Here is a 26,716-nt window from a genome sequence, read left to right as displayed (position 1 = left end):
GCCAAAGGGGTCACCGACGTCCTGGAGACCGATCTGCAACCAAGGTCGCCGGGCCGTGATCCGGGCGGTTTTGGCTGTTGGTGATGGGTGGGCGCGGCAGGTTTCGAACCTGCGACCCCTCGCTTGTAAGGCGAGTGCTCTCCCGCTGAGCTACGCGCCCCGGAACGCCCCGTGTGCGGCGGGCCGGTGGCTGGCAAGCCTACCTGTTCGCCGCCGGCCCGACCGCATCAGGCCGTCAGGTCGGCGATGGCTTTGCGCCAGCCCTGCTGGTCGCGGGCCTCGCCGGGGCCGTTCATCTCGGCGAAGCGGACCACGCCGGCCTTGTCGATGACGAAGGTGCCCCGGTTGGCGATGCCGGCCACGTCGTTGAAGACCCCGTACGCCGCAGCGACGCCACCGTGCGGCCAGAAGTCGGCCAGCAGCGGGAACTGGTAGCCCTCCCGGTCGGCCCAGATCTTGTGGCTGTAGACCGAGTCGACGCTGACCGTCAGCACCTGGACGTCGTCGTTGGCGTACTCGTCGAGGTTGTCCCGCACCTCGGCCAGCTCGCCCTGGCAGGTGCCGGTGAACGCGAGCGGGTAGAAGACCAGCAGCACGGCGCGCTTGCCGCGGAAGTCCGAGAGCCGGACCTGCTGGTTGTTCTGGTCCTTGAGCGCGAAGTCCGGCGCCTCGGCGCCAACCTCGATCAGCATGCGAACTCCTCGGGTCGACTCGGGGGACGAGGTCAGCCCAGCACGCCCGACGGCGGACCGCCGGGGCGCGAGGGGACGAGGGTGGGTTACTTCTTGCCCTTGGCCCCTCGGCGCAGCACCAGGCGGGCGCCGCTCCAGTCCCGGCCGGCGTTGACGGTCGAGGTCTGCTGGAGGCCGGCGGTGGGCGCGGACTCCGCGACCTCGCTCGGCTCGACGTGCCCCTCGCGCCCCGCCTTCGGGGTGAGCAGCCACACGACCCCGTTGTCGGCCAGCGGCCCGAGGGCGTCGACGAGCAGCTCGAAGAGGTCACCGTCGCCGTCGCGGTACCACACGAGCACCGCGTCGACCACCTCGTCGGTGTCCTCGTCGACCAGATCTCCACAGCGGTCGGTCAGGGCGTCGCGGAGATCCTGGTCGACGTCGTCGTCGTACCCCATCTCCATGACGACCATCCCCGGTTCGATGCCGAACCGGTCCGCCAGGCTGCGTACCCCGTCGGCGGCCTGACCAGCGGTCGCGCTCACTGTCGCGTGCCTCCTCATCTCGTCCCTGCTCGCGGCGTCGGACCGACGCCGTCAGGCAAAGTCCACACAGTTGTGCGTCTGCGCGCAAGTGGCGCACCGGGTGGAACGGAATTTACCGTGCCAGCAGCGTACGGGCACCGTCGGTAATGGCTTCCGGGGAGACCAGAACATGACGTGCCGCCGGACCTAATGGTACAAACGAGTCAACTCCGGCCACCCGCCGCGCTGCGCCCACATATCCGCCGTCAACCAGCGCGGCGATGACGCCCTCGCCAACCCCGCCTGACCGGCGTGTCTCGTCCACCACCAGCACCCGGCCGGTCGCCGAGGACTCCCGGATGATGTCGGCCACGGGCAGGGGCGCCAGCCAGCGCAGGTCCACCACGCGGGTGCCGACGCCCTCCTCGGCCAGCACGGCCGCGGCCCGCAGCGACATCCGCACGCCGTTACCGAAGGTGATGATGGTCAGGTCGTCGGCCGAGCCGACCCGGTAGACCCGGGCCCGGCCGATCGGCACGTGCCCGGCCACCCACGAGCCCGGCTCGGGATAGCCGGCGAGCCACTCACCGTCGCCATCGGCGTACAGGTCGCGGGTGTGGTAGAGCGCGATCGGCTCCAGGAACACGCAGACGCTGCCGTCCACCGCCGCGCTCGCCAGACAGGTCCGCAGCATGGGCGCGGCGTCGTCCGGCCGCGCCGGCACCGCCACCACCAGACCGGGAACATCCCGGAGTACGGCCACCGAGTTGTCGTTGTGGAAGTGCCCGCCGAACCCCTCCTGGTACGCCAACCCGGCCACCCGCACCACCATCGGGTTGCGGAACGCGCCCCGCGAGAAGAACTGCATGGTGGCGGCCTCGCCACGGAGCTGGTCCTCGGCGTTGTGCAGGTACGCCAGGTACTGGATCTCCGGCACCGGCAGCATCCCGGCCAGCCCGGCGCCGAGTCCCAGGCCCAGCACCGACGTCTCGTCCAGCAGGGTGTCGAAGACGCGGGCCGCCCCGAACCGGTCGCGCAGGCCCTTCGTCACGCCGTACACCCCGCCCTTGGCGGCCACGTCCTCGCCGAAGACGGCCATCTGGGGATGGTCGAGCAGCCCGTCGGCGAGCGCGGCGTTGATGCTCTGCGCCAGGGTCATCGGGCCGACCAGCTCGGGCGGCTTGCCGCCGAACGCCTCCTCCCGGGCCGCCGCGCCCGGCCCGCTGGCCCGGGCCGCCGCGTCGGCCACGGCCCGCGCGACCCGCACCGGGCGGCGGGGCGCCAACGCCGACACCACGTCGGCCGCGGAGGCCAGCTTGGGCTCGCCCAGCACCTCCTCGGCGAGCCGGCGTACCTGCCAGCCCGTCTCGTCGTACCGGGCCAGCAGCTCGTCGGCGGTCGCCACGCCGGCGTCGACGAGCAGCCGCGCGGTGGCGACCACCGGGTCCCGGTCCAGGTCCTCGGCCAGCTCGGCCGGGCTGCGGTACGCCGACTCCGCGTCGGCCCCGGCGTGCCCCATCAGCCGGACGGTGCTCAGGTGCAGCACGGCGGGCCGCCGGTACCGCCGCACCCAGGCCGCCGCCTCCCGCGCCACCGCGTACGTGCGCACCGGGTCGGCGCCGTCGGCGCTGAAGTAGCGGATGCCCGGCTTCGCGCGCAGCGTCGCCTCCACCCAGCCCTCCGGCGAGCGGACGCTGATCCCCAGCCCGTTGTCCTCGCAGACGAAGAGCACCGGGATGCGCAGGCCGGCGTGGTCGTACCAGCCGGCGGTGTTGAAGGCGGCGGTGGCGCTGGCGTGGTTGACCGACGCGTCGCCGAACGAGCAGACCACGATGGCGTCCGGCGGCCACGGGACGTGCGCCGCACCGGCGCCGCTGCCGACCCGTACCCCTGTCCCGGTGCGCCGCCCGGCGGTGTCCAGCCGGCGCAGCCGCTCCACGGCCAGTCCCATCCCGACCGCGCGGGGCAGGTGCGAGGCGATGGTGGAGGTGGTCGGCACGACGGCCAGGTCGGCCCGGCCGAACACCTTGTGCCGGCCACCGGCGATCGGCTCCTCGCTGGAGGCGACCATGCCCCGCAGCACGTCCCGGGCCGCCTCCGCGTACCCCACGAACCCACCGGTGGGGGTCGCGGACCCGGCCACCTCGGCGTCGGAGGCCGGCTCCGGGGCCTCGGCGGCGGGCTCCGGATCGTCCACGGCGGGCGTCGGGGTGTCGGCGGCGGACGCCGGAGCGGCGGCGGCGACCTGGGCCGCCCGCAGGCAGTAGAACGCCCCGGAGCGGTAGTGCAGCAGCGCCGGATCGGTGGGGCGCAGCGCGGCGGCGACCGCCGCGTTGCCCTCGTGCCCGGACGAGCCGATGGTGTAGAAGCCCTCCCCGAAGCTGCGCAGCCAGCGCCCGGCCAGGTCGAGCTGCCGGCTGGCCACCTGCGCGTCGAACAGGTCGAGCAGTTGGGCACCGGTCAGCGGGGCGTCGTCGGTGACCGGATCGGCGAGGTCACGCCGTTGCGGTGCGGCGGGCAGCGCCGCCAGCGTCTCGCGGAACCGGTCGTCGAGATCTTGCGGGGTGGTCACGTCCGACAGCATTACCGACGCGGGCCACCGTCGCCCAGTGGGACACGGCCGGCACGGCTCGACTCACTGCGGGTCGCACGGCTCCGGACAACCGCCGTCGGACACCTTCCACACCAGGTCACGCAGGGTGGACAGCTCTTCGTCGCGCAGGCCGGCGAGGAGTCGGGAGTCGGACATCACCTCGGCCACCCGGTCCCGTACGACGCGACCGTCCCCGGTCACCACGAGCGTCTTCTGCCGGCGGTCGGCCGGATCGGTCCGACGCTCGACCAGGCCGGCCTGCTCCAGCTTGTCGACCAACGCGGTCACGTTCGACCGGTCACAGCTCAGCCGGTCGGCGAGGTCACGTGCCGGCAGGGGACGGTCCGGGTCCAGCTCGTGCAACGCCCGCGCCGCCGCCGGGGTGAGCCCCAACTCGGCGAAGGCCGTGCCCTGCCGATGCCGCAGGGACGCCGTCAGGTGCGCCATCCGACGCACCACGTCGGCGGCCAACCCGGCGCGGTCCACCTGCCCGTCCGCTGGCGTCACGGTGACATCGTACGCACCGGGTCCGCCCCGGCCGACTCAGCGTTCGAGGTCGGTGACCGCGGCCGGCGCGGCGACGGACGATGACGCCGGATCGGTCGCGGCGCACGACGGTCCCGTGGGCTGGCGCAGGGCGCGGGCGCACCGCCCGGCAGCCACCGGGGCGGTCGCCAGCAGGACGGCCGTCACCAGGGCGGCGGCAGGTGTGTCGGGCCGTGCCAGGTGCAGGCCACCGATGACGGCCACGCCGAGCACCGCAGCCAGCAGGGTGCCGGTGGAGATCAACGCGGAGAACGCGGTCGCCGCGCCGGTCGGCAGGGCGGTGGCGAGCCGGTCGACCAGCGGGGTGAACCCGGCGGCGTGTGCGGCGCCGCCCACGAGCAGCAACAGGCTTCCGGGCAGCCAGGGCCAACCATGCCGGGTCAGCATCGCGACCAGCAGCACGACGGCCGCCAGCAGCGGCGGGCCGAGCAGCGGCAGCGCGTCGCGCAGTCGCGCGGGCAGGCGGGACACCGCGAGGCCGCAGAGCGCGAACCCGGCGGCGTAGGGCAGGAAGGCCAGCCCGGCGGCGAGGGCGGTGAATCCGAGCCCCTCCTGCAACCGCAGGGTGAGGGTGAACAGGAAGCCGGCGTAGCAGCCCATCACCAGGCACGCGGCGAGCAGCCCGGCCGGCACGCCGGCACGGGTCAGCACCGCCACGTCCAACAGTGGGGTGCCACCGCCCCGGATCACGCGGTTCTCGTGGCGCAGGAACACGCCGACGCCGATCACGCCCGCCGCCACCCCCGCCGGCGTCGACCAGTCCGGCCAACCGAGGTCCCGACCGAGCACCGCCGGCGTCACCAGGGCCAGCATCGCGGCGGCCAGCAACAGCACCCCCGGCAGGTCGAGCGCCGCCGGCCGGACGGCCGCCGTCGGCACGGCTGCCAGCGTCCGCCGACCGGCCACCAGCAGCACCGCGCCGACCGGCACGTTGACCAGGAACGCGGTACGCCAGGCCAGCCCGCCGGCATCCAGGGTGACGAGCAGGCCGCCGGCCACCTGCCCGGTCGCGACCCCGAGCGCCAGGATCAGCGAGTACGCCCCGATCGCCCGACCTCGGGCAGCGCCCAGGTACGTGGCCTGGATGAGGGCGAGGACCTGCGGCACCATGAGCGCCGCCATGGCGCCCTGCACGACGCGCGCGCCGACCAGCATCACCGGACCCGGCGCGAGGCCGCAGGCCAGCGACGCCACGGTGAACCCGGTGAGGCCGAGCAGGAAGACCCGGGCCGGCCCGTGTCGGGAGCCGAGCCGGGCGCCGGTGACGACCAGCACGGCGAAGGCCAGGGTGTATCCGGCCAACACCAGCTGGGCCAGTGCCGGCGGCCCAGCCAGGTCGAGCCGGATCGTCGGGGCGGCGACCGCCGCGATCGAGGTGTCCATCGAGGCCATCGCCTGCCCGGTGAGCAGGACGACGAGCGGGGCGCGGCGTCCCTGAGTGGTCGTGGTGGAAGACATGCCGGCCACCCTGCCGACCTGGGCGGGCGGGTGTCTTGACGATCCTTGCGGCCGCCGGATCCGACGTACGACGTCGGGTGTCGTGTCGGCGGGTGGGCCTAGCCTGACGGCATGCGCAGCAGCCACCCCCTCGTGCGCCAGCCCGACTTCGTGGTCCACGCGGTGCGCTGCCGGGACGACCACACCGGCTGGTCGCGCCCGGAGCCCGCCACGGCGCACGGCATCGTGTTGGCCCGCCGGGGCGGCTTCCGGCGGCGCGGTCGGGGCGGGGAGGAGTTCGTCGACCCGACCGTGGGCTACCTGACGGTGCCGGGCGAGGAGGAACGGTTCGCCCATCCGGCCGGCGGCGACGACTGCACCTCCGTGCATCTCTCGCCCCGGCTGTGGCGGGAACTGCTCGCCGACCGGTCCGCCGTGTCGGTGCTGCACCTGGACGCCCGCATCGACCTGGCACACCGGCGACTGCTGCGGGCGGCGCGCCTCGGCGACGCGGGCTTCGCCGCCGCCGAGCGCCTGGTTCGACTGGTCGGCGCCGCTACCGGTCCGGCGGTCGACGCGCCGCCCCGGGACCGGGCGATGGTGGAGGCGGCCCGTTCGGCGCTGCACGACGGTGGGCCGCACACCGACGGCCTCGTCCCGCTGGCCCGCTCGCTCGGCGTGTCGCCGTACCGGCTGAGCCGGTCCTTCCAGGCGCTGGTCGGTGTGCCGCTGACCCGCTACCGCAACCGGCTGCGGGTGGGGCGTGCGCTCGACCGGCTGACCGAAGGGGTGCCGAGCCTCGCCGTACTGGCGGTCGAGCTGGGCTTCGCCGACCAGGCACACCTGACCCGGACGCTGCACGCCCACCTGGGCCACCCGCCAGGGCAGCTACGTCGAATGCTGGCTGAGGTCTGATCCCAGCGGGCCGGACGACGACCGGGCGCGATCTCGGGGGCGGGCCGGGCGTCAGGCGGGCAGGAACGAGAAGCGGACCTGGCGGGTGGGGTTGTCGCCGTTGGTGTCGACGAGGCAGATCGACTGCCAGGTGCCCAGGGCCAGCCGGCCGTCGAGTACCGGCAGCGTGGCGTACGGCGGGACGAACGCCGGCAGGACGTGGTCCCGTCCGTGGCCCGCCGAGCCGTGCCGGTGTCGCCAGCGGTTGTCGGTGGGCAGCAGCGCGTCGATCGCGGTGAGCAGGTCGTCGTCGGAGCCCGACCCGGTCTCGATGATCGCCAGGCCGGCGGTGGCGTGCGGCACGAAGACGTGCAGCAGACCGTCCCCCTCGCCGGAGACGAAGCTCTGGGCCTCGGCGGTGATGTCCCGGACGGCCGGCCGGGACCCGGTCTGGACGGTGATCACGTCACTGCGCATACATCGCATTCTGCCGCAGTCGACGATCAGGAACCGCCGCCACCGCCACCGGAGTCACCACCACCGCCGGAGAAGCCACCGCCGGAGTCCCCGCCGCCGAAGAAGCCGCCACCGGAGTCGCCGCCGAAGAAGCCGCCACCGCCGGAGTCGCCGCCCCCGCCGCCGTCGGACCGGTCCCCGCCGCCCGAGTCGCCGTAGTACATCAGGGGCACGCTGGTGTCGGCGTGCCGTCGGCGCGGACCGGGCACCCGACGGGGCCCCCGTCGGGGCGCCGACGCGCGCAGACCGGCGCGGAGCTGGACCGCGCCGAGCGCCATCGCCACGACGCCGAGAATCGTGATCGGCAGCACGGCAGTCTCCCCGGCCCGGAGCGCCGGCACGGAGAACAGCGCCCCGAGCGCGCCGACCAGGACGATCACGCCGCCGCTCATCACCCGCCGCCCGTTCATATTCGGGACCGTAGCGAGCCGGGGCAAGCGGGCGGGCCCGGCCGCCGTAGCGCTAAGTTACCGGCGAGTACCTGTGTTCAGCATCGCGTCCGGGGGACCTAGACGTGACGACGGGTGCCACCAGGGGGCAGGATGGCGCTAGAGACCTATCCCACACACAACCGAGGGAACGCCTGTGGCTACGGAACGCAAGCGCCCGGTGATCAGCGACGGCCTACCGAGCCAGCTTCCGGACATCGACCCTGAAGAGACCAGCGAATGGGTCGAGTCGCTTGACGGTGTCATCGACGAGCGGGGAGCCAAACGCGCCCGCTACGTCATGCTGCGCCTGCTGGAGCGGGCCCGTGAGCGCCAGGTCGGGGTTCCGCCCCTGACCACCACCGACTACATCAACACCATCCCGTCCGAGCGCGAGCCGTGGTTCCCGGGAGACGAGCACGTCGAGCGGCGCATCCGGGCGTACGTGCGGTGGAACGCCGCGATGCTCGTACACCGGGCGCAGCGCCCGGAGATCGGCGTCGGCGGACACATCTCCACCTTCGCCAGCTCGGCGTCGCTCTACGAGGTGGGCTTCAACCACTTCTTCCGGGGCAAGAACCACCCGGGCGGCGGCGACCAGATCTTCTACCAGGGCCACGCCTCGCCCGGCATGTACGCGCGGGCGTTCCTGGAGGGGCGGCTCAACGAGCACGAACTCGACGGGTTCCGCCAGGAGCTGTCGCACCCGGGCGGCGGTCTCCCGTCGTACCCGCACCCGCGGCTCATGCCGGACTTCTGGGAGTTCCCCACCGTCTCGATGGGTCTCGGCGGCCTGAACGCGATCTACCAGGCGCGGTTCAACCGGTACCTCCAGCACCGCGGCATCAAGGACACCTCGCAGCAGCACGTGTGGGCGTTCCTCGGCGACGGCGAGATGGACGAGCCGGAGACGCTGGGCGCGATCGGTGTGGCCGCCCGCGAGGAGCTGGACAACCTCACCTTCGTGATCAACTGCAACCTGCAGCGGCTGGACGGCCCGGTCCGGGGCAACGGCAAGGTCATGCAGGAGCTGGAGGCGTTCTTCCGGGGCGCCGGCTGGAACGTCATCAAGGTGGTCTGGGGCCGCGAGTGGGACCCGCTGCTCGCCGCGGACACCGACGGCGCGCTGGTCAACCTCATGAACACCACGACCGACGGCGACTACCAGACCTACAAGGCGGAGTCCGGCGCGTACGTGCGGGAGCACTTCTTCGGCCGTGACCCGCGTACCCGCAAGATGGTCGATCCGCTGAGCGACGACGAGATCTGGAACCTCAAGCGGGGTGGGCACGACTACCGCAAGCTCTACGCGGCCTACAAGGCGGCCACCGAGCACACCGGTCAGCCGACGGTCATCCTGGCCAAGACGATCAAGGGCTGGACGCTCGGCTCGCACTTCGAGGGCCGCAACGCGACCCACCAGATGAAGAAGCTGACGCTGGAGGACCTGAAGACCTTCCGCGACCGGCTCTACCTGGACATCCCGGACAAGGCGCTGGAGGACAACCCCTACCTGCCGCCGTACTACCACCCGGGCGAGAAGTCCGAGGAGCTGGCGTACCTGCAGGAGCGTCGGGAGCAGCTCGGCGGCTACCTGCCGTCGCGACGGACCAGCACCAAGCGGCTGACCATCCCCGGTCCGGAGCGGTTCGCCGACGTCAAGCGCGGCTCGGGCAAGCAGAAGGTGGCCACCACGATGGCCTTCGTCCGCCTGCTCAAGGACATCATGAAGGACAAGGAGTTCGGCAAGCGCTGGGTGCCGATCATCCCGGACGAGGCACGCACCTTCGGTCTCGACTCGATCTTCCCGACCGCGAAGATCTACTCCCCGCACGGTCAGCGGTACACCTCCGTCGACCGGGAGCTGTTCCTGTCGTACAAGGAGTCGACGACCGGGCAGATCCTGCACGAGGGCATCAACGAGGCCGGCTCGGTCGCCTCGTTCACCGCCGCGGGCTCGGCGTACGCCACCCACGACGAGCCGATGATCCCGATGTACATCTTCTACTCAATGTTCGGGTTCCAGCGGACCGCCGACGGGCTGTGGGCCGCGGCCGACCAGATGGCGCGGGGCTTCCTGCTCGGCGCGACCGCCGGGCGCACCACGCTCAACGGTGAGGGCCTGCAGCACGAGGACGGGCACTCGATGCTGATCGCCGCCACCAACCCGGCGGTGGTCGCGTACGACCCGGCGTTCTCCTTCGAGATCGCGCACATCATGGAAGCCGGCCTGCACCGGATGTACGGGGACGCGCAGGAGAACGTCTTCTACTACCTGACGGTCTACAACGAGCCGATCCTGCAGCCGGCCGAGCCGGAAGGGGTGGACACCGAGGGCCTGCTCAAGGGCATCTACCGCTACTCGCCGGCGCCGCAGGTCGACGGCCCGAAGGCCAACGTCCTCGCCTCCGGCACGGGCATGCAGTGGGCGCTCAAGGCCCAGCAGCTGCTCGCCCAGGACTGGGGCGTGGCCGCCGACGTCTGGTCGGTGACCTCCTGGACCGAGCTGCGCCGCGACGCGGTGGAGACCGAGGAGTACAACCTGCTCAACCCGGGCGCCGAGGCCAAGGTGCCGTACATCGCGCAGAAGCTGGCCGACGCGGACGGGCCGAAGGTCGCGGTCAGCGACTGGATGCGTGCCGTACCGGACCTGATCGCCCGCTGGGTACCCGGCGACTACACCTCGCTCGGCACCGACGGCTTCGGGATGTCGGACACCCGGCACGCGCTGCGCCGGCACTTCCACGTCGACGCCGAGTCGATCGTGGTCGCCACGCTGCGGCAGCTCGCCCGCAGCGGCGCGGTCGAGGCCACCGTGCCGGCCGAGGCCGCCAAGAAGTACGCGATCGACGACGTCAACGCCGCCCCGGTCGGCGAGACCGGCGGCGACAGCTAGAACCGCACGACCAGAGAAGGGCCCGGCGCGTCGCGCCGGGCCCTTCCGCGTTGTCCCCTCCCCCGCCCGGACCCCGCCCGGACCCCGCCCCGCCCCGCCCCGCCCCGCCCCACCCCGCCCCGTCGATCATGGAGTTGTGGTGGGGGACGAAGCGGTGAAGTCGCCTCGTTCCGGGCACCACGAGTTCATGATCGACGGGGCGGGAGCGGGGCGGAGCGGGGGCGGCAGGGATGGGGCGGCGGTGGGCCGACGTTCCTGGTGGGGACGCCGGGCCACCGCCGGGGCGGGTGACGCCGGGAGGACGCGGCTGGTCAGCCGACGGCGGCCAGGTCGGTGAGCCGGGCCAACGAGTCCTCCAGGTCGGCGCCGACCCGGCGCAGGCCCAGGCGCAGCAGAGCCGCCTTGACGGGGCCGGCCGGCCAGCGGACCACGATGAGCCGCACGACCGTCCCGCCCTCCTCCTCGTCCTCGGTGAGCTGGACGTAGATTTCGGTGCGCGCCTCCGCACGGGCACCGGCCCCCTTGGCCCGCTCCCGCCAGCCGATCAGTGTCGGCTCCTGATAGGCGATTACCTCGGCCTCATGCGCCGAGCGCCCCGCCTGGACCAGTTGTCGCCGCCCGAAGCCCTCCCCCGAGAGCACTTCGGCCGCGCGAACCCCCGCCAGCCAGGCCGGCAACTGCTCGGCCCGCTGGACGACGTCCCAGACCACTTCCATCGGCGCCGCCACGTGCGCACTACGTTCCACGAGGATCATTTCCGTCTTGCCTCCAGTGAGGACATCCCACGATATCGGCACTCTATGCGTCAAATCGGACTTACCTGGACGGGTTCGGAAAAAGACACGCCGATCAACCATTGCGGATTACGCCAGCCCGACCTATGGCGCATTCATCGACAGCGTCCTAGAGTCCCGAACACGTTTCACGTTCACCGGGAGAGCGCATGTCGACCGCACCGATGCCCGAGTTCCCCGACGGCTTCCGCTGGGGCGTCTCCACCTCGGCCCACCAGATCGAGGGCGCCACCACGGCCGACGGACGCGGAACGTCCATCTGGGACACCTACGCGCGCGAGCCGGGCCGGATCAGCGACGGCAGCAGCGGCGCGGTCGCCTGCGACCACTACCACCGGTACGCCGAGGACGTCGCGCTGATGGCCGGGCTGGGCGTCGGGGCGTACCGGTTCTCGATCGCCTGGCCCCGCGTGCAGCCGGACGGCAGCGGCGCGACCAACGCCGCCGGCCTGGACTTCTACGACCGGCTGGTCGACGACCTGCTCGCCGCCGGCATCGACCCGGTGGCCACCCTGTACCACTGGGACCTGCCGCAACCCCTCGAGGACGCCGGCGGCTGGCTGCACCGGGACACCGCCGCCCACTTCGCCGAGTACGCCGAGCGGACCGCAGCCCGCCTCGGCGACCGCGTCCGGCTCTGGATCACCCTCAACGAGCCGTTCATCCAGATGAGCCTCGGCTACGGCATGGGCGTGCACGCCCCCGGCCAGATGCTCCTCTTCGGCGCCTTCCCGGTCGCCCATCACCAACTGCTCGGCCACGGGCTCGCGGTACAGGCGCTGCGGGCGCACACCGACAGCCCCGTCGCGATCGCCAACAACTACTCGCCGGTGCGGGTGCTCGGCGACAGCGACGCCGACCGGGCCGCCGGGGCCGCGTACGAGACGTTGCACAACCGGCTCTTCACCGACCCGCTGCTCGGACGCGGGTACCCCGACCTGCCCGGCCTCGACCCGACCGTCATCCGCGCCGGCGACCTGGACACCATCGCCGCGCCCATCGACGTGCTCGGGGTCAACTACTACAACCCCACCGGAGTACGGGCAGCCGAGGAGGGCTCGCCGCTGCCGTTCGACCTGGTGCCGCTGGACGGTTACCCGCGTACCGCCTTCGACTGGCCGGTCGCCCCGGACGGGCTGCACGAGCTGCTCCGCTGGCTACGGAACACGTACGGCGAGGCGCTGCCACCCATCGAGATCACCGAGGGCGGCTGCGCGTACGACGACGAGCCGGACGCGCACGGGCAGGTGGCCGACCCGGAACGGATCGCGTACCTCGACGGGCACCTGCGGGCGGTCCGGGCCGCCATCGACGACGGGGTGGACGTCCGCGGGTACTTCGTCTGGTCGCTGCTGGACAACTGGGAGTGGGCCGAGGGATTCACCAAGCGCTTCGGTCTGGTGCACGTCGACTACGCCACGCAGAGGCGTACGCCGAAGTCGTCGTACACCTGGCTGCGGGACGTGATCGCGGGCAGCGCGCCGGGGGCGGCGCGGTGACCACCGTCGACCCGGCGGCGGCGGCGCTGCCGGCGGCGCTCGCCGAGCCGACCGTGCCGGTCCGGCGCGGCTGGATCGGCCTGGTCTTCGCCGCCAACCTGGGCGTGTGGATGGCGTTCTTCACCCCGATCCAGGTGCTGCTGCCGCAGCAGATCGAGCGGATCGCGCCCGGCGACAAGGAGACCATGCTGGCCGTGGTCACCGGCCTGGGCGCGTTGGCGGCGGTGCTGGCCAACCCCCTGGCCGGCGCGTTGTCCGACCGGACCTGCCTGCGGGTCGGCGGTCGGGAGTTCGGTCGGCGGCACGTCTGGACCGCCGGCGGGGCGGTGCTCGGCGCGGCGGCGCTGGTGCTGCTGGCCCAGCAGCGGACCATTCTCGGGGTCGCCGTCGGCTGGGTCGCCGCGCAGGTCTGCTTCAACGCGATGCTGGCCAGCCTCACCGCCGCCATCCCGGACCGGGTGCCGGTGACGCAGCGCGGCAGCGTCTCGGGCTGGGTGGGCATCCCGCAGGCGCTCGGGCTGGTCCTCGGGGCGGTGCTGGTCACCGCCGTGGTCACCGGGAACGCCGCCGGCTACCTGGCGATCGCGGTGGCCATCCTGCTGCTGTCGCTGCCGTTCGCGCTGCTCACCCCCGACGACCCACTGCCCCGCGCGAACCGCCCGGCACTGCGCGTCCGTACGCTGTTCGCCTCGATGTGGATCAGCCCGCGCCGGCACCCGGACTTCGCCTGGGCGTGGATCACCCGGTTCCTGGTCCAGCTCGGCAACGCGCTGGGCACCCTCTACCTGCTGTACTTCCTCACCGACGGGGTTCACTATCCCGACCCCGAGGGCGGCCTGCTGGTGCTGATCCTGCTCTACACGTTGGGCATGATGCTGACCGCCGTGGTCTCCGGCCGGCTGTCCGACCGCTCCGGGCGGCGCAAGATCTACGTGATCGTCTCCGGGCTGATCATGGCCGTGGCCGCGCTGTTGCTCGCGGTCGCACCCACCTGGCCGATGGCGATCGTCGCCGCGCTGCTGCTGGGCGCGGGTTACGGCGTCTACCTCTCGGTGGATGCCGCGTTGATCACGCAGGTGCTGCCACGCGCCACCGATCGGGCCAAGGACCTTGGCGTGATCAACATCGCCAACTCGGCGCCGCAGGTGCTCGGTCCGGCGCTCTCCGCCCCGCTCGTGGTCCACCTGGGCGGCTATCCGACGCTCTACGCGGTCACCGCCGTGGTCACCGTGGTGGGCAGCGCCCTGGTGGTCAAGATCCGCTCAGTCGCCTGAGGTGTAAGGAAGGGCACCTTGTACAACACGAGGCGATAAGAAGGGGCCCTTCCTTACCGGGTCGACGGCCGCCGTAGGCTGGAGGACGTGACGGTACGTGTGCGCTTCGCCCCCTCCCCGACCGGTATGTTCCACGTCGGCGGCGCCCGCTCGGCGCTGCAGAACTGGATCTACGCCAAGCAGCAGGGCGGGGTGTTCGTGCTCCGCATCGAGGACACGGACGCGGCGCGCAACAAGCCCGAATGGACCGAGGGCATCCTCTCCGCGCTGGACTGGATCGGCATCTCCCGGGGCAGCTACGAGGGGCCGTACTTCCAGTCCGAGAACGCTGGCGAGCACCGGGCCGCCGCCACCCGGCTCTACGAGTCGGGCCGCGCCTACTACTGCGACTGCACCCGCGAGGACGTACAGGCCCGCACCGGCTCGCAGTACCAGGGCTACGACGGCTACCACCGCGACCGTGGCCTCGGGCCGGGGCCGGGCCACGCGCTGCGCTTCCGTACGCCCGACGAGGGCACGACCGTGGTCGTCGACCTGATCCGGGGCGAGCCCACCTTCGAAAACAAGCTCATCGAGGACTTCGTCATCGCCCGGGGCGACGGATCGCCGGTGTTCCTGCTGGCCAACGTCGTGGACGACATGACCATGGGCATCACCCACGTGATCCGTGCCGAGGAGCACCTGCCCAACACGCCCAAGCAGCAGCTCCTGTGGGACGCCCTCGGGGTCAAGCCGCCGGTCTGGGCGCACGTGCCGGTGGTCGTCAACGAAAAGCGGCAGAAGCTCTCCAAGCGCCGCGACAAGGTCGCCCTGGAGGCGTACCGCGACGAGGGCTACCTCGCCGGCGCGATGCGCAACTACCTCATGCTGCTCGGCTGGGCGCCCTCGGGCGACCGGGAGATCGTGCCCTGGTCGGTCATCGAGGACGAGTTCCGCCTAGAGGAGGTCAACCCCTCCCCCGCGTTCTTCGACGAGAAGAAGCTGCGCGCGTTCAACGGCGAGTACATCCGCGCGCTGCCGGTGGCCGAGTTCGTCGACGCCTGCCAGCCGTGGCTGACCGGCACCGGGACCATCGCGCCGCCGCCATGGCAGCCCGAGGAGTTTGACGCCGACGCGTTCGCCGCCGTGGCGTCGCTGGCCCAGACCCGGATCGCGGTGCTCAGCGAGATCGTGCCGAACGTCGACTTCCTCTTCCTGGCCTCGCCCACGATCGACGAGGCCGCCTGGACGAAGACGATGAAGGACGGCTCCGCCGAACTGCTGGACGACGCGGTCGCGGCCTTCGAGGCGCTGGAGTCCTGGGACGCCGAGGCGCTGAAGTCGACGCTGGAGGCCGTCGGCGCCGAGCGCGGCCTCAAGCTCGGCAAGACGCAGGCGCCCGTACGCGTCGCGGTCACCGGCCGCACCGTGGGCCTGCCGCTGTTCGAGTCCCTCGAGGTACTAGGCCGCGAACGCACCCTGACCAGAATGCGCGCAGCCCGCCTCCGCCTCCCCTAACCCCCTGCGCCGCCGCCTCCGCCGCTTCGCGGCCCCGCCCCGCCCCGCCCCGCCGATCATGGAGTTGTGGTGCCGGGTTGGGCACCCTTATGACGGCTTTGTCCTCCACCACAAGTCCATGATCGACCCAGACTGGGCGGGCGGCGGGGACGGGGCGGCGGGACGGGGGCGGCGAGGGGCCGGTTCGCTTTAGGCGGTGTCGCGTCTGCGCACCCCGCCGCGCCGATCTTGCAGTTTCGGTTGTTGGTATGGGGTTGGATGCCCGTTACGTCGCCACAGGAAGTGCAAGATCGGCGGACGCGGGGACGCGGGGCGGTTAGCGGGTTCGGCGGCGGAGCAGCAGGGCGGCCGTCAGGGCGGCTAGCAGTAGCGCGCCGCCGAGTGCCCAGGGCCACCAGCGGCCCCCCGAGTCGGATCGTTCCTCGGCGGCCGGTACGGCAGACACGGTGTCGGCCGACGGCGACACGGGTCCGGCGGGGGATGCCGTGGGCGAGCCGGGCGCTGACGGGCCGGTGCTGGCCACTGACGGACTGCCGGACGGGCCGAGGGCTGAAGGGCTGGCGGACGGGTCCGCAGCCGTGCCGGTGGTGAGGGTGAACCGCACCTCGCCCTTGATCGGGTGGCCGTCGTTCGACGGCAGCTGGTAGGCGACGGCGTAGAGCCCCGCCGCGCCGGGCGTGAACGGCACGCGTACCCGGGTGCCGTCGAACGTGGGCCGCCCGCCGGCGACCACATTGTCCGGTCCGGTTATTGTGATCTTCGTCGTAGCCGGCGGCGGCTTGGCCAGGAAACGTAGCTCGATCCGGGTGGGCGCGGTGGCCACCCGGGCGCCGTCGGGCGGATCGCTGCCGGTCAGCGAGTTGTGCGCGGCGGCCGGCGTCGCCGGGGCCAGTAACGACACACCGAACGCCACGCCGAGTACCACTGGCACGAGCCGTGCCATCCGTGTAACCCTGCCCCCCATGAACCCCTCCGTAAGGGTACGATCCGCCCGCTGATCAAACAGCTCCTCGTTAGTCGAGCAGAGATCGCAGATAGTTCCAAATACTGTTCCACAAGCTGCAATCCATCGACGTTCTGCGGAGTCTGTGAGAGTGGGACCGACCCGGTCGGTGCCGTCACCGGCCGACCGACCCGGACGTCACGGCGAAGCCATCCATCGAACGGGGCGAGGAGGCGGGATGGTCCGACAGATGAGGCGCCGGCTCGCCGTGCTGGCGGGCACGCTGGCTGCGGCAGTGCTGGTGCTTGGCATGGCCGGCCCGGCGAGCGCGGCGCCCAAGCCTGCGCCCGCCGGTGTGGACGTCACCGGCGAAGGGCTCACCGAGCCGCTGCGGCTACGGTCCGAGACCCAGCCCGCGCACGTCCTCGCGGTCATCGACCAGATCAACTTCTTCGGTCGTACCGGAATGCCGACCGGTCCCAAGGCGGCTGACCTCGGTCCGAAGTACACGGTCGTGGTGCTCGCCGGGGAGACCCCGAAGCAGATCTTCGACCTCTACCCCAAGGCGGCCGGCGGCCCGCGCGTCTACCGCCCGGCCAAACAGCCGGACGGTCGCCGGACCAGCGCTGGCTGGTTCCTGGGACGGCTCAGCATGTCCGAGACGCTGCGTACCGCCGGGGTGCCGCTGGAGCGACAGTTCGACACGGTCAGTGGCGGCGTGGGCGGCGGCGAGCGGGTGCTGCCGGAGGACACGATGGATCCGGTGCGGGACATCGACGAAGCACTCGGTGAGTTGCAGCGGCTGCTGCTGCTCAACGTCGGGGTGATGCTGACCATCACGGTCGGCCTCGCCGGGATCGCCCTGCTGATCCGCCGCCGGACCCGCTGACGCGGCCATCCGCCGGACCCGCTGACGGCCGCCGGAAGGCACGGGCACGCCGGAAGGCACGGGCACGCCGGAAGGCACGGGCACGCCGAAAAGCACGGGCACGCCGAAAAGCACGGGTTCAGCGGGCCACAGCAATCGGCCCCCGTAGGGTCAGCACCAGCGGCGCGGCGGGCGCTCCCGTCGAGTGCCCCGCTGACGTGGCCGGACCGGGCCGTGCCGGTGGGCACCCGCCCATCCAGGAAGTTCACTGAGGCAACCAGCGGGGTCACCCGGCTCCGGCTCGCCCAGGGCCACCGGCTCGGCGGCCCGCTGGCGCGGGATCTCCTCGTCCGGCCGCCCGGTGGACGCCTCGCTCGGGTGCGCAGCCGCCGGGCCGACGGGCCGGCGAGGCTTGCCTGCCACCTGCGGGTCGTGGTGCCCCAGGCGGCAGGGCTCGCCCTGGGCGCAGCCGTGCTCGGCCTCCCCGTGCGCCATCCCCGGTCTCCTCACGCTCGCACTCACGCGCAGGTGCTCCCCCCGTACGTGCCCTGTCACCGTACTGGCCGGGACCGACGGCCTGTGCACGGCGTACCCCGGGGTCAGCGCTTCGGGCGACCGGGGAACAGGGGCGCCCAGACCGGGAAGGCGACCAGCCAGATGAGGATCACGGTGGTCAGGCTGCGGATCCAGTTGCCCAGTTCACGGGTTCTTTCCGCGTCGTTCACCCAGAGGATCGCCGCACCGAGCTGGCCGCACGCGACGGCCCAGCCGAGGAGTGCCCTGGCCCACTCCCGCCACCCGTGGCGGGCGTGGGCCCAGCCGGCGCGAGGAGGCCGCACGGGCGGCCGGCCACCGGCGAACCGGTGGGCGAAGCACTCGTCCGGCCACCGGACGATCGAGCGCCCGAAGGCCACCGCGAAGCCGAGGTAGGCGGCGGGGCCGTGACCGAGGTCCGCGGTCGCGCCGCGCGCAGGTCGAGCACCGACGCGGCGAGCAGTGCCAGATCGACAAGCGGTACGCGGACCGGCAGCGCCCCGCCGAGCCGTGGCCGGCGCAGCGGATAGCGGGCCACCAGCCCGGCGGCGATCAGCACCCGGAACGCGATCTCACCACCGATGATCACCGCGACCAGCATGGCCGCTCCCCTCGTCGCCTGACGGCAGCCTGCGCAGCCGGGTGCGGGCCGCGATCCTGGCCCGGGGGGCTGGGCCTGTCCGCGCCGCCGCGACCCTGAGTCGGCTGCTCCACAGGGGACACCCTGCCGGACTGCCCTGTCGTACGCTGCCCGCCAGCGGTACCGATGATCACTGCCCGACGGAGACGACATGCGACGCCTGTGGGAAACGACGGTCCTGGTGGCGCTGATCGTGGGGGTGAGCGGCTGTGACAGCGGTCCCACCGAGGCGGAGGGCTCGACCTTCGCCCCCGCGTCGGGAGTGTGCCATGCCACCGCCTCCGACGATCGCAGCCCCGAGACGTACGCGCCGATCCCCTGCTCCTCCAAGCACGAGGCGGAGACGTTCCTGGTCGGCGTCATCCGTGGCACGGACGGTGTCGCGTCGGCGCCTCCGGCGGCGGACACCGAGGCGATGTGGCGTCTCCACGATGCCTGCGACAGTGCGGCGGCCCGCTTCCTGGGCGGGGAGTGGCGCGAGTCACGACTGGCGATGCGGACGCTGACCCCGTCGACGGCGCGTTGGCAGGCGGGCGAACGGTGGTACCGCTGTGACCTGGTGGAGATGCTCGCGCTGGACCGGTGGGTGCCGAACCCCCGGGCGAACAGCCTGCGGGCCGGCCTGACGGGTGACTCACCGCTGCGGCTGACGTGCTTCACCGCGCCCGAGGAGAACGCCGACGACCTGGTCGACCTGCCACCGGCCTCCTGCACCGGGCCGCACGGCACCGAGTTCGCCGGCATCTGGCCGGCCGGCCCGGAGGTGGAGGAGCTCACCGAGGAGGTCATGCAGGCGGGATGCCGATCGACGGTCGCCCGGTACGTCGGTGCGCCAGAGGCCGCCCTGGAGGGCCGGCTGGAGGTGTTGGCGTACGTCCTGGAAAGTGAGCCGGAATGGCTCGCTGGCCGACTCAGCGCCATCTGCTTCCTGCACAGCCCGAACCGGCATCTCGACGGGTCCCTCAGGAATACCGGCCTGCCGCCCCGCTGATCGGTGCCGGCGTTCGTGGCCTGCTCACGACGTGTCAGGCTAGAGGGGTGAGCACGGCCGAGGGTGGGGAGCTGGCGGCCACGCTGCGCCGGATCGAGCGTTCGGCGGGAGCGTTGGCCACTGCCAGCGTGGCCCGGATGGACGAGACGCTGCCGTGGTTCCGGGCTCTGCCGGCCGACCAGCGCTCCTGGGTGATGCTGGTGGCCCAGGCCGGCGCCCGCTCGCTGGTGCAGTGGCTGCGCGAGGGCGGCGGCACGGCGGACAGCACGCAGGAGGTCTCCGACGACGTGTTCGACGCGGCGCCCCAGGCGCTGGCCCGGTCGATCACCCTCCAGCAGACCGTGGCGCTGATCAAGGTGACCATCGACGTCGTCGAGGAACAGGTGTCGCAGCTCGCCGCCGAGGGCGAGGAGCAGTTGCTACGCGAGGCGGTGCTGCGCTTCTCCCGGGAGATCGCGTTCGCCGCCGCCCGGGTGTACGCGCGGGCCGCCGAGTCGCGCGGCGCGTGGGACGCCCGGTTGCAGGCGCTGCTGGTCGACGCGCTGCTGCGGGGTGACTCGCCGGACGTCCTGGCGAGCCGGGCCGCCGCGTTGGGCTGGGCGGACGCGCCACCGGTCGCGGTGGCGGTCGGCCACTCCCCGGGCGGGGAGGTCTCCGCCGTGCTGCACGTGGTGTACCGGCTGGCACGGCGGATCGGTGTCGAGGTGATCGGCGGGGTGCACGGCGATCGGTTGGTGATCGTGCTGGGTGGCGCGGCGGACCCGCTGAGCGCCACCGGCAAGCTGCTGGACGCGTTCGGTGACGGCCCGGTGGTGGTCGGTCCGGCCGTACCCAGTCTGGACGAGGCGACGGAGTCGGCGCGGTCGGCGCTGTCCGGCTTCCGGGCGGCGCCAGCGTGGCCGGCCGCCCCCCGGCCGGTGGCCGCTGCCGACCTGTTGCCGGAGCGGGCCCTCGCCGGCGACGCGGAGGCCCGCCGGCGGCTGCGGCACGACGTGTACGCGACGCTGGTCCGCGCCGGTGGCGAGCTGCTGGAGACCCTGGACGCATTCCTGGCCGCCGGTGGCACGCTGGAGAGCGCGGCGCGGGCGCTGTTCGTCCACCCGAACACGGTGCGGTACCGGTTGCGCCGGATCGCGGAGGTGACCGGTTTCTCGCCGCTGTCGCCCCGGGACGCGTTCGCCCTCCAGGTGGCGTTGACTGTCGGTCGGCTGGACCCGGTGGTCCCGGTGGCCTCGGCGGTCCCGACCCAGACATTGACCCCGGCCGCCCGGAAATCCGCCCAAACCAGCGATGATCCCCGCCGATCTTTGTAAGAAACCTCCAAAGGTTCTAGTGCGGTTTGGTCGGCCCCGGCACAGCGCTACCCACGCGTATCCGGGAGAGTCATAGGCGTGCTCGCCGTACTTAGTCCCGGCCAGGGTTCCCAGAAACCCGGCTTTCTGACTCCCTGGCTCGACCTGACCGGCACCGAGGCGCGTCTGCGCTGGTGGTCCGCGCTGGCCGGCGTGGACCTGGTGCACCTGGGCACCGCCGCCGACGCGGACGAGATCAAGGACACCGCCCGTACCCAGCCGCTGCTCGTCGCGGCGGCGCTGCTCGCCGCCGAGCACCTGCCGCTGGACGGCGTGGCGCTCACCGCCGGGCACAGCGTCGGCGAGCTGGGGGCCGCGGCGGTGGCCGGGGTGCTGTCGGCCGAGGCCGCGATCACCCTCGCCGGCATCCGTGGCCGCGAGATGGCCGCCGCCTGCGCGCTGGAGCCGACCGGGATGGCGGCCGTGCTCGGCGGCGACCCGGACGAGGTGCTGGCCGCGATCAGCGCCGCCGGGCTGCACCCCGCCAACCGCAACGGCGCCGGCCAGATCGTCGCCGCCGGCTCGCTGGACGGCCTGGACAAGTTCGCCGCCGCGCCGCCGGCGAAGACCCGGGTCATCCGCCTCCAGGTGGCCGGGGCCTTCCACACCCCGTACATGGCCCCGGCCGAGGCCGCGCTGGCCGCCGTCGCCGCCGGGATCGCCCCCGTCGACCCGGCGCGGATCCTGCTGTCGAACCTTGACGGCACCGCCGTCACCGACGGGCACGAGCTCGTGCGACGCCTGGTCCGCCAGGTCACCGCGCCGGTGCGCTGGGACCTGTGCATGCGCGCCCTTGCCGAGCACGGCGTGACCGGCGTGATCGAGCTGCCCCCGGCCGGCACCCTCGCCGGTCTGGTCAAGCGGGAACTCCGGGGCGAGGGCGCCCCGGAGATCGTCACCCTGAACACCCCGGACGACCTGCCGGCCGCACGGGACCTGATCGCCCGCCACGCCACGCCGGGCCAACCGCTCGCCCCCATCGGAGGACACTCATGACTGGCAGTCGCATCGTCTCGATGGGGCACTACCAGCCCTCCCGGGTGGTGACCAACGACGACATCGCCCAACTGGTGGACACCAACGACGAGTGGATCCGCGACCGGGTGGGCATCGCCACCCGGCGGATCGCCGACAGCGAGACGGTGGCCGACATGGCCGCCGCAGCCGCCGGTAAGGCGCTGGCCAACTCCGGGCTCAGCGCCGCCGACATCGACCTGGTCGTGGTCGCCACCTGCTCCTCGATCGACCGGAGCCCCAACGTGGCCTGCCGGGTCGCCGCCAAGCTGGGCATCGCCGCACCGGGCGCGTTCGACGTCAACACCGCCTGCTCGGGCTTCGCGTACGCGCTGGGCACCGTCGACCACGCCATCCGGGCCGGCGCGTCGCGCAACGCGATCGTGATCGGCGCGGAGAAGCTGTCCGACTTCACCGACTGGACCGACCGCTCCACCTGCATCATCTTCGGCGACGGCGCCGGCGCCGCGGTGGTCACCGCCACCGCCGACGACGAGCCCGCCGGCATCGGCCCGGTGGTGTGGGGCTCGGCGCCGGAGAAGAGCGACGCGGTACGCATCGAGGGCTGGCGCCCGTACATCCAGCAGGAGGGCCAGTCGGTGTTCCGCTGGGCCACCACCGCGCTCGCGCCGCTGGCCCTGCAGGCGTGCGAGCGGGCCGGGGTCGACCCGTCGGAGCTGGCCGCGTTCGTGCCGCACCAGGCCAACGCCCGGATCATCGACGGCATCGCCAAGCGGCTCAACATCCCCAACGCGATCATCGCGAAGGACATCGTCGAGTCCGGCAACACCTCGGCGGCGAGCGTCCCGCTGGCCCTGTCGAAGCTCGTCGAGCGGCGGGAGGTGCCCTCGGGCGCCCCGGTCCTGCTGTTCGGCTTCGGCGGTGGCCTGACCTACGCCGGTCAGGTCGTCCGCTGCCCCTGAAGCCCCCTTGAGGCGCGTACGCGCTCCAGGAGCGGCGCCCGGCGACGCCGGCCGCCAGAGAACCCCCTATGAGAGGAACCAACCGCAATGACCCGTGACGAGATCACCACCGGCCTCGCCGAGATCCTCGAAGAGGTTGCCGGGGTGAACCCGGACGACGTGGCCGAGGGGAAGTCCTTCACCGACGACCTCGATGTCGACTCGCTCTCCATGGTGGAGGTCGTGGTGGCCGCCGAGGAGAAGTTCGGCGTCAAGATCCCGGACAACGAGGTGCAGAACCTCAAGACCGTCGGGGACGCCGTCAGCTTCATCGAGGCGCAGTCCTGATCATGAGTCGTCCTGACGTCGTCGTCACCGGGCTCGGCGCGACGACCCCGCTTGGCGGGGACGTCGCGTCGACCTGGGACGCCATGCTCGCCGGCCGCTCCGGGGTGAGTGCCCTCACCCAGGAGTGGGCCGCGCAACTGCCGGTGCGGATCGCCGCCCAGTTGGCCGTGGAGCCGTCCGAGGTGCTGGACCGGGTGAAGCTGCGCCGCCTGGACCGGTCCGAGGCGATCGCGCTCATCGCGGCGCAGCAGGCCTGGGCGGACGCCGGTCTGGCGGACGCCGGCCTGGACGCCGAGCGGCTCGCCGTCAGCGTCGGCTCCGGCATCGGTGGCGCCACCACCCTGCTCGCCCAGGACGACATCCTGGAGGCGTCCGGGCCGCGGCGGGTGTCCCCGCACACGATCCCGATGTTGATGCCCAACGGGCCGGCCGCCTGGGTCGGGTTGGAGTTGGGCGCCAAGGCCGGCGTGCACACGGTGGCCAGCGCCTGCGCGACCGGCGCGGAGGCGATCGCGCTCGGCCTGGACATCATCCGCGCCGGCCGGGCCGACGTGGTGGTGGCCGGCGGCACCGAGGCCGTGATCCACCCGCTGCCGATCGCCGGCTTCAGCTCGATGCGGGCCATGTCGACCCGCAACGACGACCCGGAACGTGCCTCCCGCCCGTGGGACACCGGCCGCGACGGCTTCGTCCTCGGTGAGGGTGCCGGCATCGTGGTGCTGGAGCGGGCCGACCACGCCGCGGCCCGGGGCGCCCGGGTGTACGCGCGCCTGGCGGGCGCCGGCATCACCTCTGACGCGTACGACATCGTGCAACCGCACGCCGAGGGTGAGGGCGCCATCCGGGCCATCGCCAAGGCGATCGCGGACGCGGACATCGCCAAGCAGGACATCGTGCACGTCAACGCGCACGCGACGTCGACCCCGGTCGGCGACATGCTGGAGATCGGCGCGCTGCACAAGGCGCTCGGCGACCACCCGGTGCTGGCCGCGACGAAGTCGATGACCGGTCACCTGCTGGGCGCGGCCGGAGCGTTGGAGTCGATCGCCACGATCCTGGCGATCCGCGACAGCGTCGTGCCTCCGACGATCAACCTGGACGACCCGGAGCCCGGGCTCAGCCTGGAGGTCGCCGCGCACAAGGCACGCCACATGGACATCCCCGCCGCGCTGAACAACGCGTTCGGCTTCGGCGGTCACAACGTGGCGCTGGTCTTCGCGCGGCCGTGAGACAGCGGCCGTGAGACAGCGGCCGTGAGCTGGCCGATCTGCGGATCACCGAAAGGGTCCCCTCTCGCGAGGGGGCCCTTTCGCGTGTTCAGCGTCGGTTGCGGGGGTGTTGCCGGGCGGTGCGCTCGTTGCCGTGGCGGTAGTTGCCGGTCCAGCGGGCCATCACCAGTTGCGGGTCGTCGTCGACCTCGGCGAGGAACTCCGCCGCGCGGGCGCCCCGCAGCGTGCCCGCCACCCGGCCGTGGTGGGTGATCACCACCGTGCCGTCGGCCCGCTGGTCGTACCGGAAGCCCTGCGCCTGACCCATGGGCGACACGCTGCCAGGGTGGCCGTGCCGGCGCGACCGGATTCCCGGGCCGGCGGCCTATTGCATAGACCGTGAATATAAAAGCGCTATGCTTTTGGCGTGAGTCGTCCAGACACTCCTCCTGGCACGTCCGCCGCCATCGGGGCGGCCCTCTACGGCCTGGCCACCAGGGCCGCGAGACGCCTACCCCGGGACATGAGCCTGACCTCTGCCGCCACCCTGGCGACCCTGGACCGGACGGGTCCGCGGCGCATCACCGATCTGGCCACGGTCGAGGGCGTCACCCAGCCCGCGATGACCACCCTGGTCCGGGTGATGGAGGAATCCGGCCTGGTCGAGCGGCGGGGCGACGCGTCCGACAAGCGGGTCACGCTGGTGTGCCTGACCGAAGCCGGCGCCTCCTATGTCCGGACGCGCCGCCAGGCGGGGATCCACGCGTTCGAGCGGTTGATCGGCCGGCTCACCGGCGACGAGGTCGAGGCGCTGGTGGCGGCCCTGCCGGCGCTGGAGCATCTGGCAGCGCTCGAAGGACAGGACCGCGAAGGGCCGAAGCGGTGACCGGGCAACCGATCGGCGGGGGCGCGCCGAAGGCATTCCCGGTGCCCCGCTCCGAGACGCGGCTGCTGGTCCCCGCCCTGATGTTCATCGCCCTGGTCGTGGCGGCGGTCGCCAGCCTCGGTACGCCGCTCATCACCAGCGTGGCGACGTCGTTCCACGTCTCGCTCGGCAGCGCGCAGTGGACGCTGACCGTCGCGCTGCTCAGCGGCGCCGTCGCCACGCCGGTCCTGGGCCGGCTCGGAGCCGGTCCACACCGACGGGCCACGATCCTCGCCACGTTGGCCGTCGTCGTCGCCGGCAGCGCGCTCACCGTGCTGCCACTGCCGTTCGCGTGGCTACTGACCGGCCGGGCGGCCCAGGGCGTCGGGCTCGGGCTCACGGCGCTGATGATGGGCGTGGCCCGGGACCACCTCCCCGAGGAGCGCGGCGCGGCCGTGATCGCTCTGATCTCGGTGGTCTCGATCATCGGCGCGGGCGTCGGCTACCCGCTGGCCGCCCTGCTCGCCGAGCTCGGCGGAGTACGGGCCGCCTACGGCCTCGGCCTGGTCGTCACCGCCGCCGCCCTCCTGACCGCGTGGCGCGCCATGCCCGAAGCTCCCGAAGGCCGGTCCGCCCACGTGGACGTGGCAGGCGCGGTCGTCCTGAGCGCTGCGCTGCTCCTGGTGCTGTTCCTCGCCGGTGAGCGGAACCTGTGGAGCAGGCACCTCGCCGTGGCGGCGGGCCTCGCCGTCGTCGCGGTGGTGCTGCTCTGCGTCTGGGCCGTCATCGAGCTGCGCAGCCCGACGCCCCTGGTCGATGTGCGGGCGGTACGGCACCCGGCGGTCGCCGGGGCGAATCTCGCCATGTTCGTCGCCGGGATCGGCATGTACCTCCTGCTCACGCTCATCACCCGGTACGCGCAGACGCCGCCCGGCGTCGGCTACGGCTTCGGGCTGACGACCTTCGTCGCCGGGCTGGTCCTGATCCCGTTCTCGGTGCTGGGGTTCGTCGCCGGCAAGCTCACGCCGCGGATCCGCACGCGGGTCGCCGACCCCCTGCTCCTGGCCGGCAGCGCTGTCGTGGTCGGCGTCGGGTTCACCCTGTTCGCGGCGGCCCGGTCGAACCTGGCCGAACTGTTCGCGGCGATGGGCGTGCTCGGCTTCGGCGTCGGCGGCTTCTCGGCCGCGATGCCCGGTGTCATCCTGGCCGCCACTGTCAGGAGCGAGACGTCGAGCGCCATGAGCTTCAACTACGTCGTCCGCAGCGTCGGGTACTCCCTGGGCAGCGCTGTCGGCGGCCTGGTCCTCGCCGCGGGCACCCGCCCCGGCCACCTCTTTCCCGACGACCGCGCCTACCGCACCGCGGCGATGGTCGGGATCGGCGCCATGGCGATCGCGACGCTGACGAGCCTCGCTCTCGCCCGGCGACGCTCGGCCACGACCAACACGTGAGTCGGACGCACTCCCCCACCACAGGAGGTTC

The 26,716-nt window shown here is 72.7% G+C and carries 24 protein-coding genes, 1 tRNA gene and 2 pseudogenes; 14 read left to right on the top strand and 13 right to left on the bottom strand.

Features of this window, described 5'->3' with window-relative positions; translation table 11 throughout:
• Positions 1-88 precede the first annotated feature (88 nt).
• The 6 genes from AB0B55_RS23320 to AB0B55_RS23295 all read right to left on the bottom strand — a co-directional run bounded on the left by AB0B55_RS23320 (position 89) and on the right by AB0B55_RS23295 (position 5,792).
• Positions 89-160: transfer RNA gene (locus tag AB0B55_RS23320), tRNA-Val, on the bottom strand.
• 67 nt (positions 161-227) lie between these two features.
• A complete protein-coding gene (locus AB0B55_RS23315; protein ID WP_357132541.1) occupies positions 228-692 on the bottom strand; it encodes a peroxiredoxin in 465 nt (154 codons plus the stop codon).
• Between the two features lie 86 nt (positions 693-778).
• The gene (locus AB0B55_RS23310; protein WP_132237238.1) at positions 779-1,216 is read right to left on the bottom strand and encodes a DUF3052 domain-containing protein; all 438 of its coding nucleotides are present in this window, start codon (positions 1,214-1,216) and stop codon (positions 779-781) included.
• Between the two features lie 112 nt (positions 1,217-1,328).
• On the bottom strand, positions 1,329-3,779 hold the full coding sequence (locus tag AB0B55_RS23305; RefSeq protein ID WP_357173663.1) for a thiamine pyrophosphate-dependent enzyme: 2,451 nt from the start codon (positions 3,777-3,779) through the stop codon (positions 1,329-1,331).
• A gap of 51 nt (positions 3,780-3,830) precedes the next feature.
• Positions 3,831-4,235: a MarR family transcriptional regulator gene (locus AB0B55_RS23300; protein WP_357132744.1), complete on the bottom strand. Its 405-nt coding sequence runs from the start codon at positions 4,233-4,235 to the stop codon at positions 3,831-3,833.
• Positions 4,236-4,331: 96 nt separating this feature from the next.
• On the bottom strand, positions 4,332-5,792 hold the full coding sequence (locus AB0B55_RS23295; RefSeq protein ID WP_357173660.1) for an MFS transporter: 1,461 nt from the start codon (positions 5,790-5,792) through the stop codon (positions 4,332-4,334).
• A gap of 111 nt (positions 5,793-5,903) precedes the next feature.
• Between AB0B55_RS23295 and AB0B55_RS23290 the strand changes: the two genes are divergently transcribed.
• A complete protein-coding gene (locus tag AB0B55_RS23290) occupies positions 5,904-6,686 on the top strand; it encodes a helix-turn-helix domain-containing protein (protein WP_357173657.1) in 783 nt (260 codons plus the stop codon).
• 51 nt (positions 6,687-6,737) lie between these two features.
• Here the strand turns inward: AB0B55_RS23290 and AB0B55_RS23285 are convergent, their stop codons facing one another.
• Together AB0B55_RS23285 and AB0B55_RS23280 are read right to left on the bottom strand one after the other, a co-directional pair.
• The gene (locus AB0B55_RS23285; RefSeq protein ID WP_355051416.1) at positions 6,738-7,142 is read right to left on the bottom strand and encodes a secondary thiamine-phosphate synthase enzyme YjbQ; all 405 of its coding nucleotides are present in this window, start codon (positions 7,140-7,142) and stop codon (positions 6,738-6,740) included.
• A 26-nt stretch (positions 7,143-7,168) separates the two neighbouring features.
• On the bottom strand, positions 7,169-7,591 hold the full coding sequence (locus AB0B55_RS23280) for a hypothetical protein (protein WP_357132527.1): 423 nt from the start codon (positions 7,589-7,591) through the stop codon (positions 7,169-7,171).
• A 175-nt stretch (positions 7,592-7,766) separates the two neighbouring features.
• Here AB0B55_RS23280 and aceE point away from each other — a divergent pair, with 175 nt between their 5' ends.
• Positions 7,767-10,505 (top strand): pyruvate dehydrogenase (acetyl-transferring), homodimeric type, encoded by a 2,739-nt coding sequence (aceE, locus tag AB0B55_RS23275; protein WP_357173654.1) that lies wholly within the window; start codon positions 7,767-7,769, stop codon positions 10,503-10,505.
• Between the two features lie 311 nt (positions 10,506-10,816).
• On the opposite strand, the gene AB0B55_RS23270 is transcribed toward aceE, so the two are convergent.
• Positions 10,817-11,260 carry an SRPBCC family protein gene (locus tag AB0B55_RS23270; protein WP_355051413.1) on the bottom strand — a complete coding sequence of 148 codons (444 nt, stop codon included), beginning with the start codon at positions 11,258-11,260 and terminating at the stop codon, positions 10,817-10,819.
• 188 nt (positions 11,261-11,448) lie between these two features.
• Between AB0B55_RS23270 and AB0B55_RS23265 the strand changes: the two genes are divergently transcribed.
• The 3 genes from AB0B55_RS23265 (at position 11,449) to gltX (ending at position 15,569) form a co-directional block, all read left to right on the top strand.
• Positions 11,449-12,798 (top strand): GH1 family beta-glucosidase, encoded by a 1,350-nt coding sequence (locus tag AB0B55_RS23265; RefSeq protein ID WP_357132520.1) that lies wholly within the window; start codon positions 11,449-11,451, stop codon positions 12,796-12,798.
• On the top strand, positions 12,795-14,072 hold the full coding sequence (locus AB0B55_RS23260; RefSeq protein WP_357132517.1) for an MFS transporter: 1,278 nt from the start codon (positions 12,795-12,797) through the stop codon (positions 14,070-14,072). Before AB0B55_RS23265 ends, AB0B55_RS23260 begins: the two co-directional genes overlap by 4 nt.
• Before the next feature lie 87 nt (positions 14,073-14,159).
• Positions 14,160-15,569 carry a glutamate--tRNA ligase gene (gene gltX / locus AB0B55_RS23255; RefSeq protein WP_357132514.1) on the top strand — a complete coding sequence of 470 codons (1,410 nt, stop codon included), beginning with the start codon at positions 14,160-14,162 and terminating at the stop codon, positions 15,567-15,569.
• Positions 15,570-15,885: 316 nt separating this feature from the next.
• On the opposite strand, the gene AB0B55_RS23250 is transcribed toward gltX, so the two are convergent.
• Positions 15,886-16,512 carry a copper resistance protein CopC gene (locus AB0B55_RS23250; RefSeq protein WP_357173651.1) on the bottom strand — a complete coding sequence of 209 codons (627 nt, stop codon included), beginning with the start codon at positions 16,510-16,512 and terminating at the stop codon, positions 15,886-15,888.
• Positions 16,513-16,750: 238 nt separating this feature from the next.
• On the opposite strand from AB0B55_RS23250, the gene AB0B55_RS23245 reads away from it, so the two are divergent.
• Positions 16,751-17,401, top strand: coding sequence for a hypothetical protein (locus tag AB0B55_RS23245; RefSeq protein ID WP_357173648.1), 651 nt, complete (start codon positions 16,751-16,753; stop codon positions 17,399-17,401).
• A gap of 150 nt (positions 17,402-17,551) precedes the next feature.
• Here AB0B55_RS23245 and AB0B55_RS23240 read toward each other — a convergent pair whose 3' ends face one another.
• Together AB0B55_RS23240 and AB0B55_RS23235 are read right to left on the bottom strand one after the other, a co-directional pair.
• Complete coding sequence (locus AB0B55_RS23240) at positions 17,552-17,875, bottom strand: hypothetical protein (RefSeq protein ID WP_357173645.1); 324 nt, start codon at positions 17,873-17,875, stop codon at positions 17,552-17,554.
• A gap of 104 nt (positions 17,876-17,979) precedes the next feature.
• A pseudogene (locus AB0B55_RS23235) lies at positions 17,980-18,515 on the bottom strand (hypothetical protein).
• Between the two features lie 190 nt (positions 18,516-18,705).
• Between AB0B55_RS23235 and AB0B55_RS23230 the strand changes: the two are divergent.
• From AB0B55_RS23230 to fabF, 6 genes and pseudogenes are all read left to right on the top strand, one after another.
• Positions 18,706-19,545: a septum formation family protein gene (locus AB0B55_RS23230; protein WP_357173643.1), complete on the top strand. Its 840-nt coding sequence runs from the start codon at positions 18,706-18,708 to the stop codon at positions 19,543-19,545.
• 20 nt (positions 19,546-19,565) lie between these two features.
• On the top strand, positions 19,566-20,858 hold the full coding sequence (locus AB0B55_RS23225) for a helix-turn-helix domain-containing protein (protein ID WP_357132742.1): 1,293 nt from the start codon (positions 19,566-19,568) through the stop codon (positions 20,856-20,858).
• Between the two features lie 78 nt (positions 20,859-20,936).
• Positions 20,937-21,851, top strand: a pseudogene (locus tag AB0B55_RS23220) (ACP S-malonyltransferase); the annotation flags it as partial.
• A 38-nt stretch (positions 21,852-21,889) separates the two neighbouring features.
• Positions 21,890-22,834 carry a beta-ketoacyl-ACP synthase III gene (locus tag AB0B55_RS23215; protein ID WP_357132499.1) on the top strand — a complete coding sequence of 315 codons (945 nt, stop codon included), beginning with the start codon at positions 21,890-21,892 and terminating at the stop codon, positions 22,832-22,834.
• 87 nt (positions 22,835-22,921) lie between these two features.
• Positions 22,922-23,161, top strand: a complete 240-nt coding sequence (locus tag AB0B55_RS23210) for an acyl carrier protein (protein ID WP_007463517.1) — start codon at positions 22,922-22,924, stop codon at positions 23,159-23,161.
• 2 nt (positions 23,162-23,163) lie between these two features.
• Positions 23,164-24,390, top strand: a complete 1,227-nt coding sequence (fabF, locus tag AB0B55_RS23205; protein ID WP_357132496.1) for a beta-ketoacyl-ACP synthase II — start codon at positions 23,164-23,166, stop codon at positions 24,388-24,390.
• Between the two features lie 88 nt (positions 24,391-24,478).
• Here fabF and AB0B55_RS23200 read toward each other — a convergent pair whose 3' ends face one another.
• Entirely contained in the window at positions 24,479-24,697 is a 219-nt protein-coding gene (locus tag AB0B55_RS23200; protein ID WP_355051399.1) for a hypothetical protein, read from the bottom strand.
• A 99-nt stretch (positions 24,698-24,796) separates the two neighbouring features.
• Here AB0B55_RS23200 and AB0B55_RS23195 point away from each other — a divergent pair, with 99 nt between their 5' ends.
• Entirely contained in the window at positions 24,797-25,255 is a 459-nt protein-coding gene (locus tag AB0B55_RS23195) for a MarR family transcriptional regulator (RefSeq protein ID WP_357173640.1), read from the top strand.
• The gene (locus AB0B55_RS23190) at positions 25,252-26,685 is read left to right on the top strand and encodes an MFS transporter (protein ID WP_357173637.1); all 1,434 of its coding nucleotides are present in this window, start codon (positions 25,252-25,254) and stop codon (positions 26,683-26,685) included. The genes AB0B55_RS23195 and AB0B55_RS23190 overlap by 4 nt, the downstream gene beginning before the upstream one ends.
• Positions 26,686-26,716: the final 31 nt, after the last annotated feature.

It is taken from the genome of Micromonospora sp. NPDC049107 (genome assembly GCF_040648595.1).
In the GTDB taxonomy this organism is placed as follows: domain Bacteria; phylum Actinomycetota; class Actinomycetes; order Mycobacteriales; family Micromonosporaceae; genus Micromonospora.
Note: the sequence above shows the minus strand (reverse complement) of the source record. Positions and strands in the feature narration are given on the sequence as shown.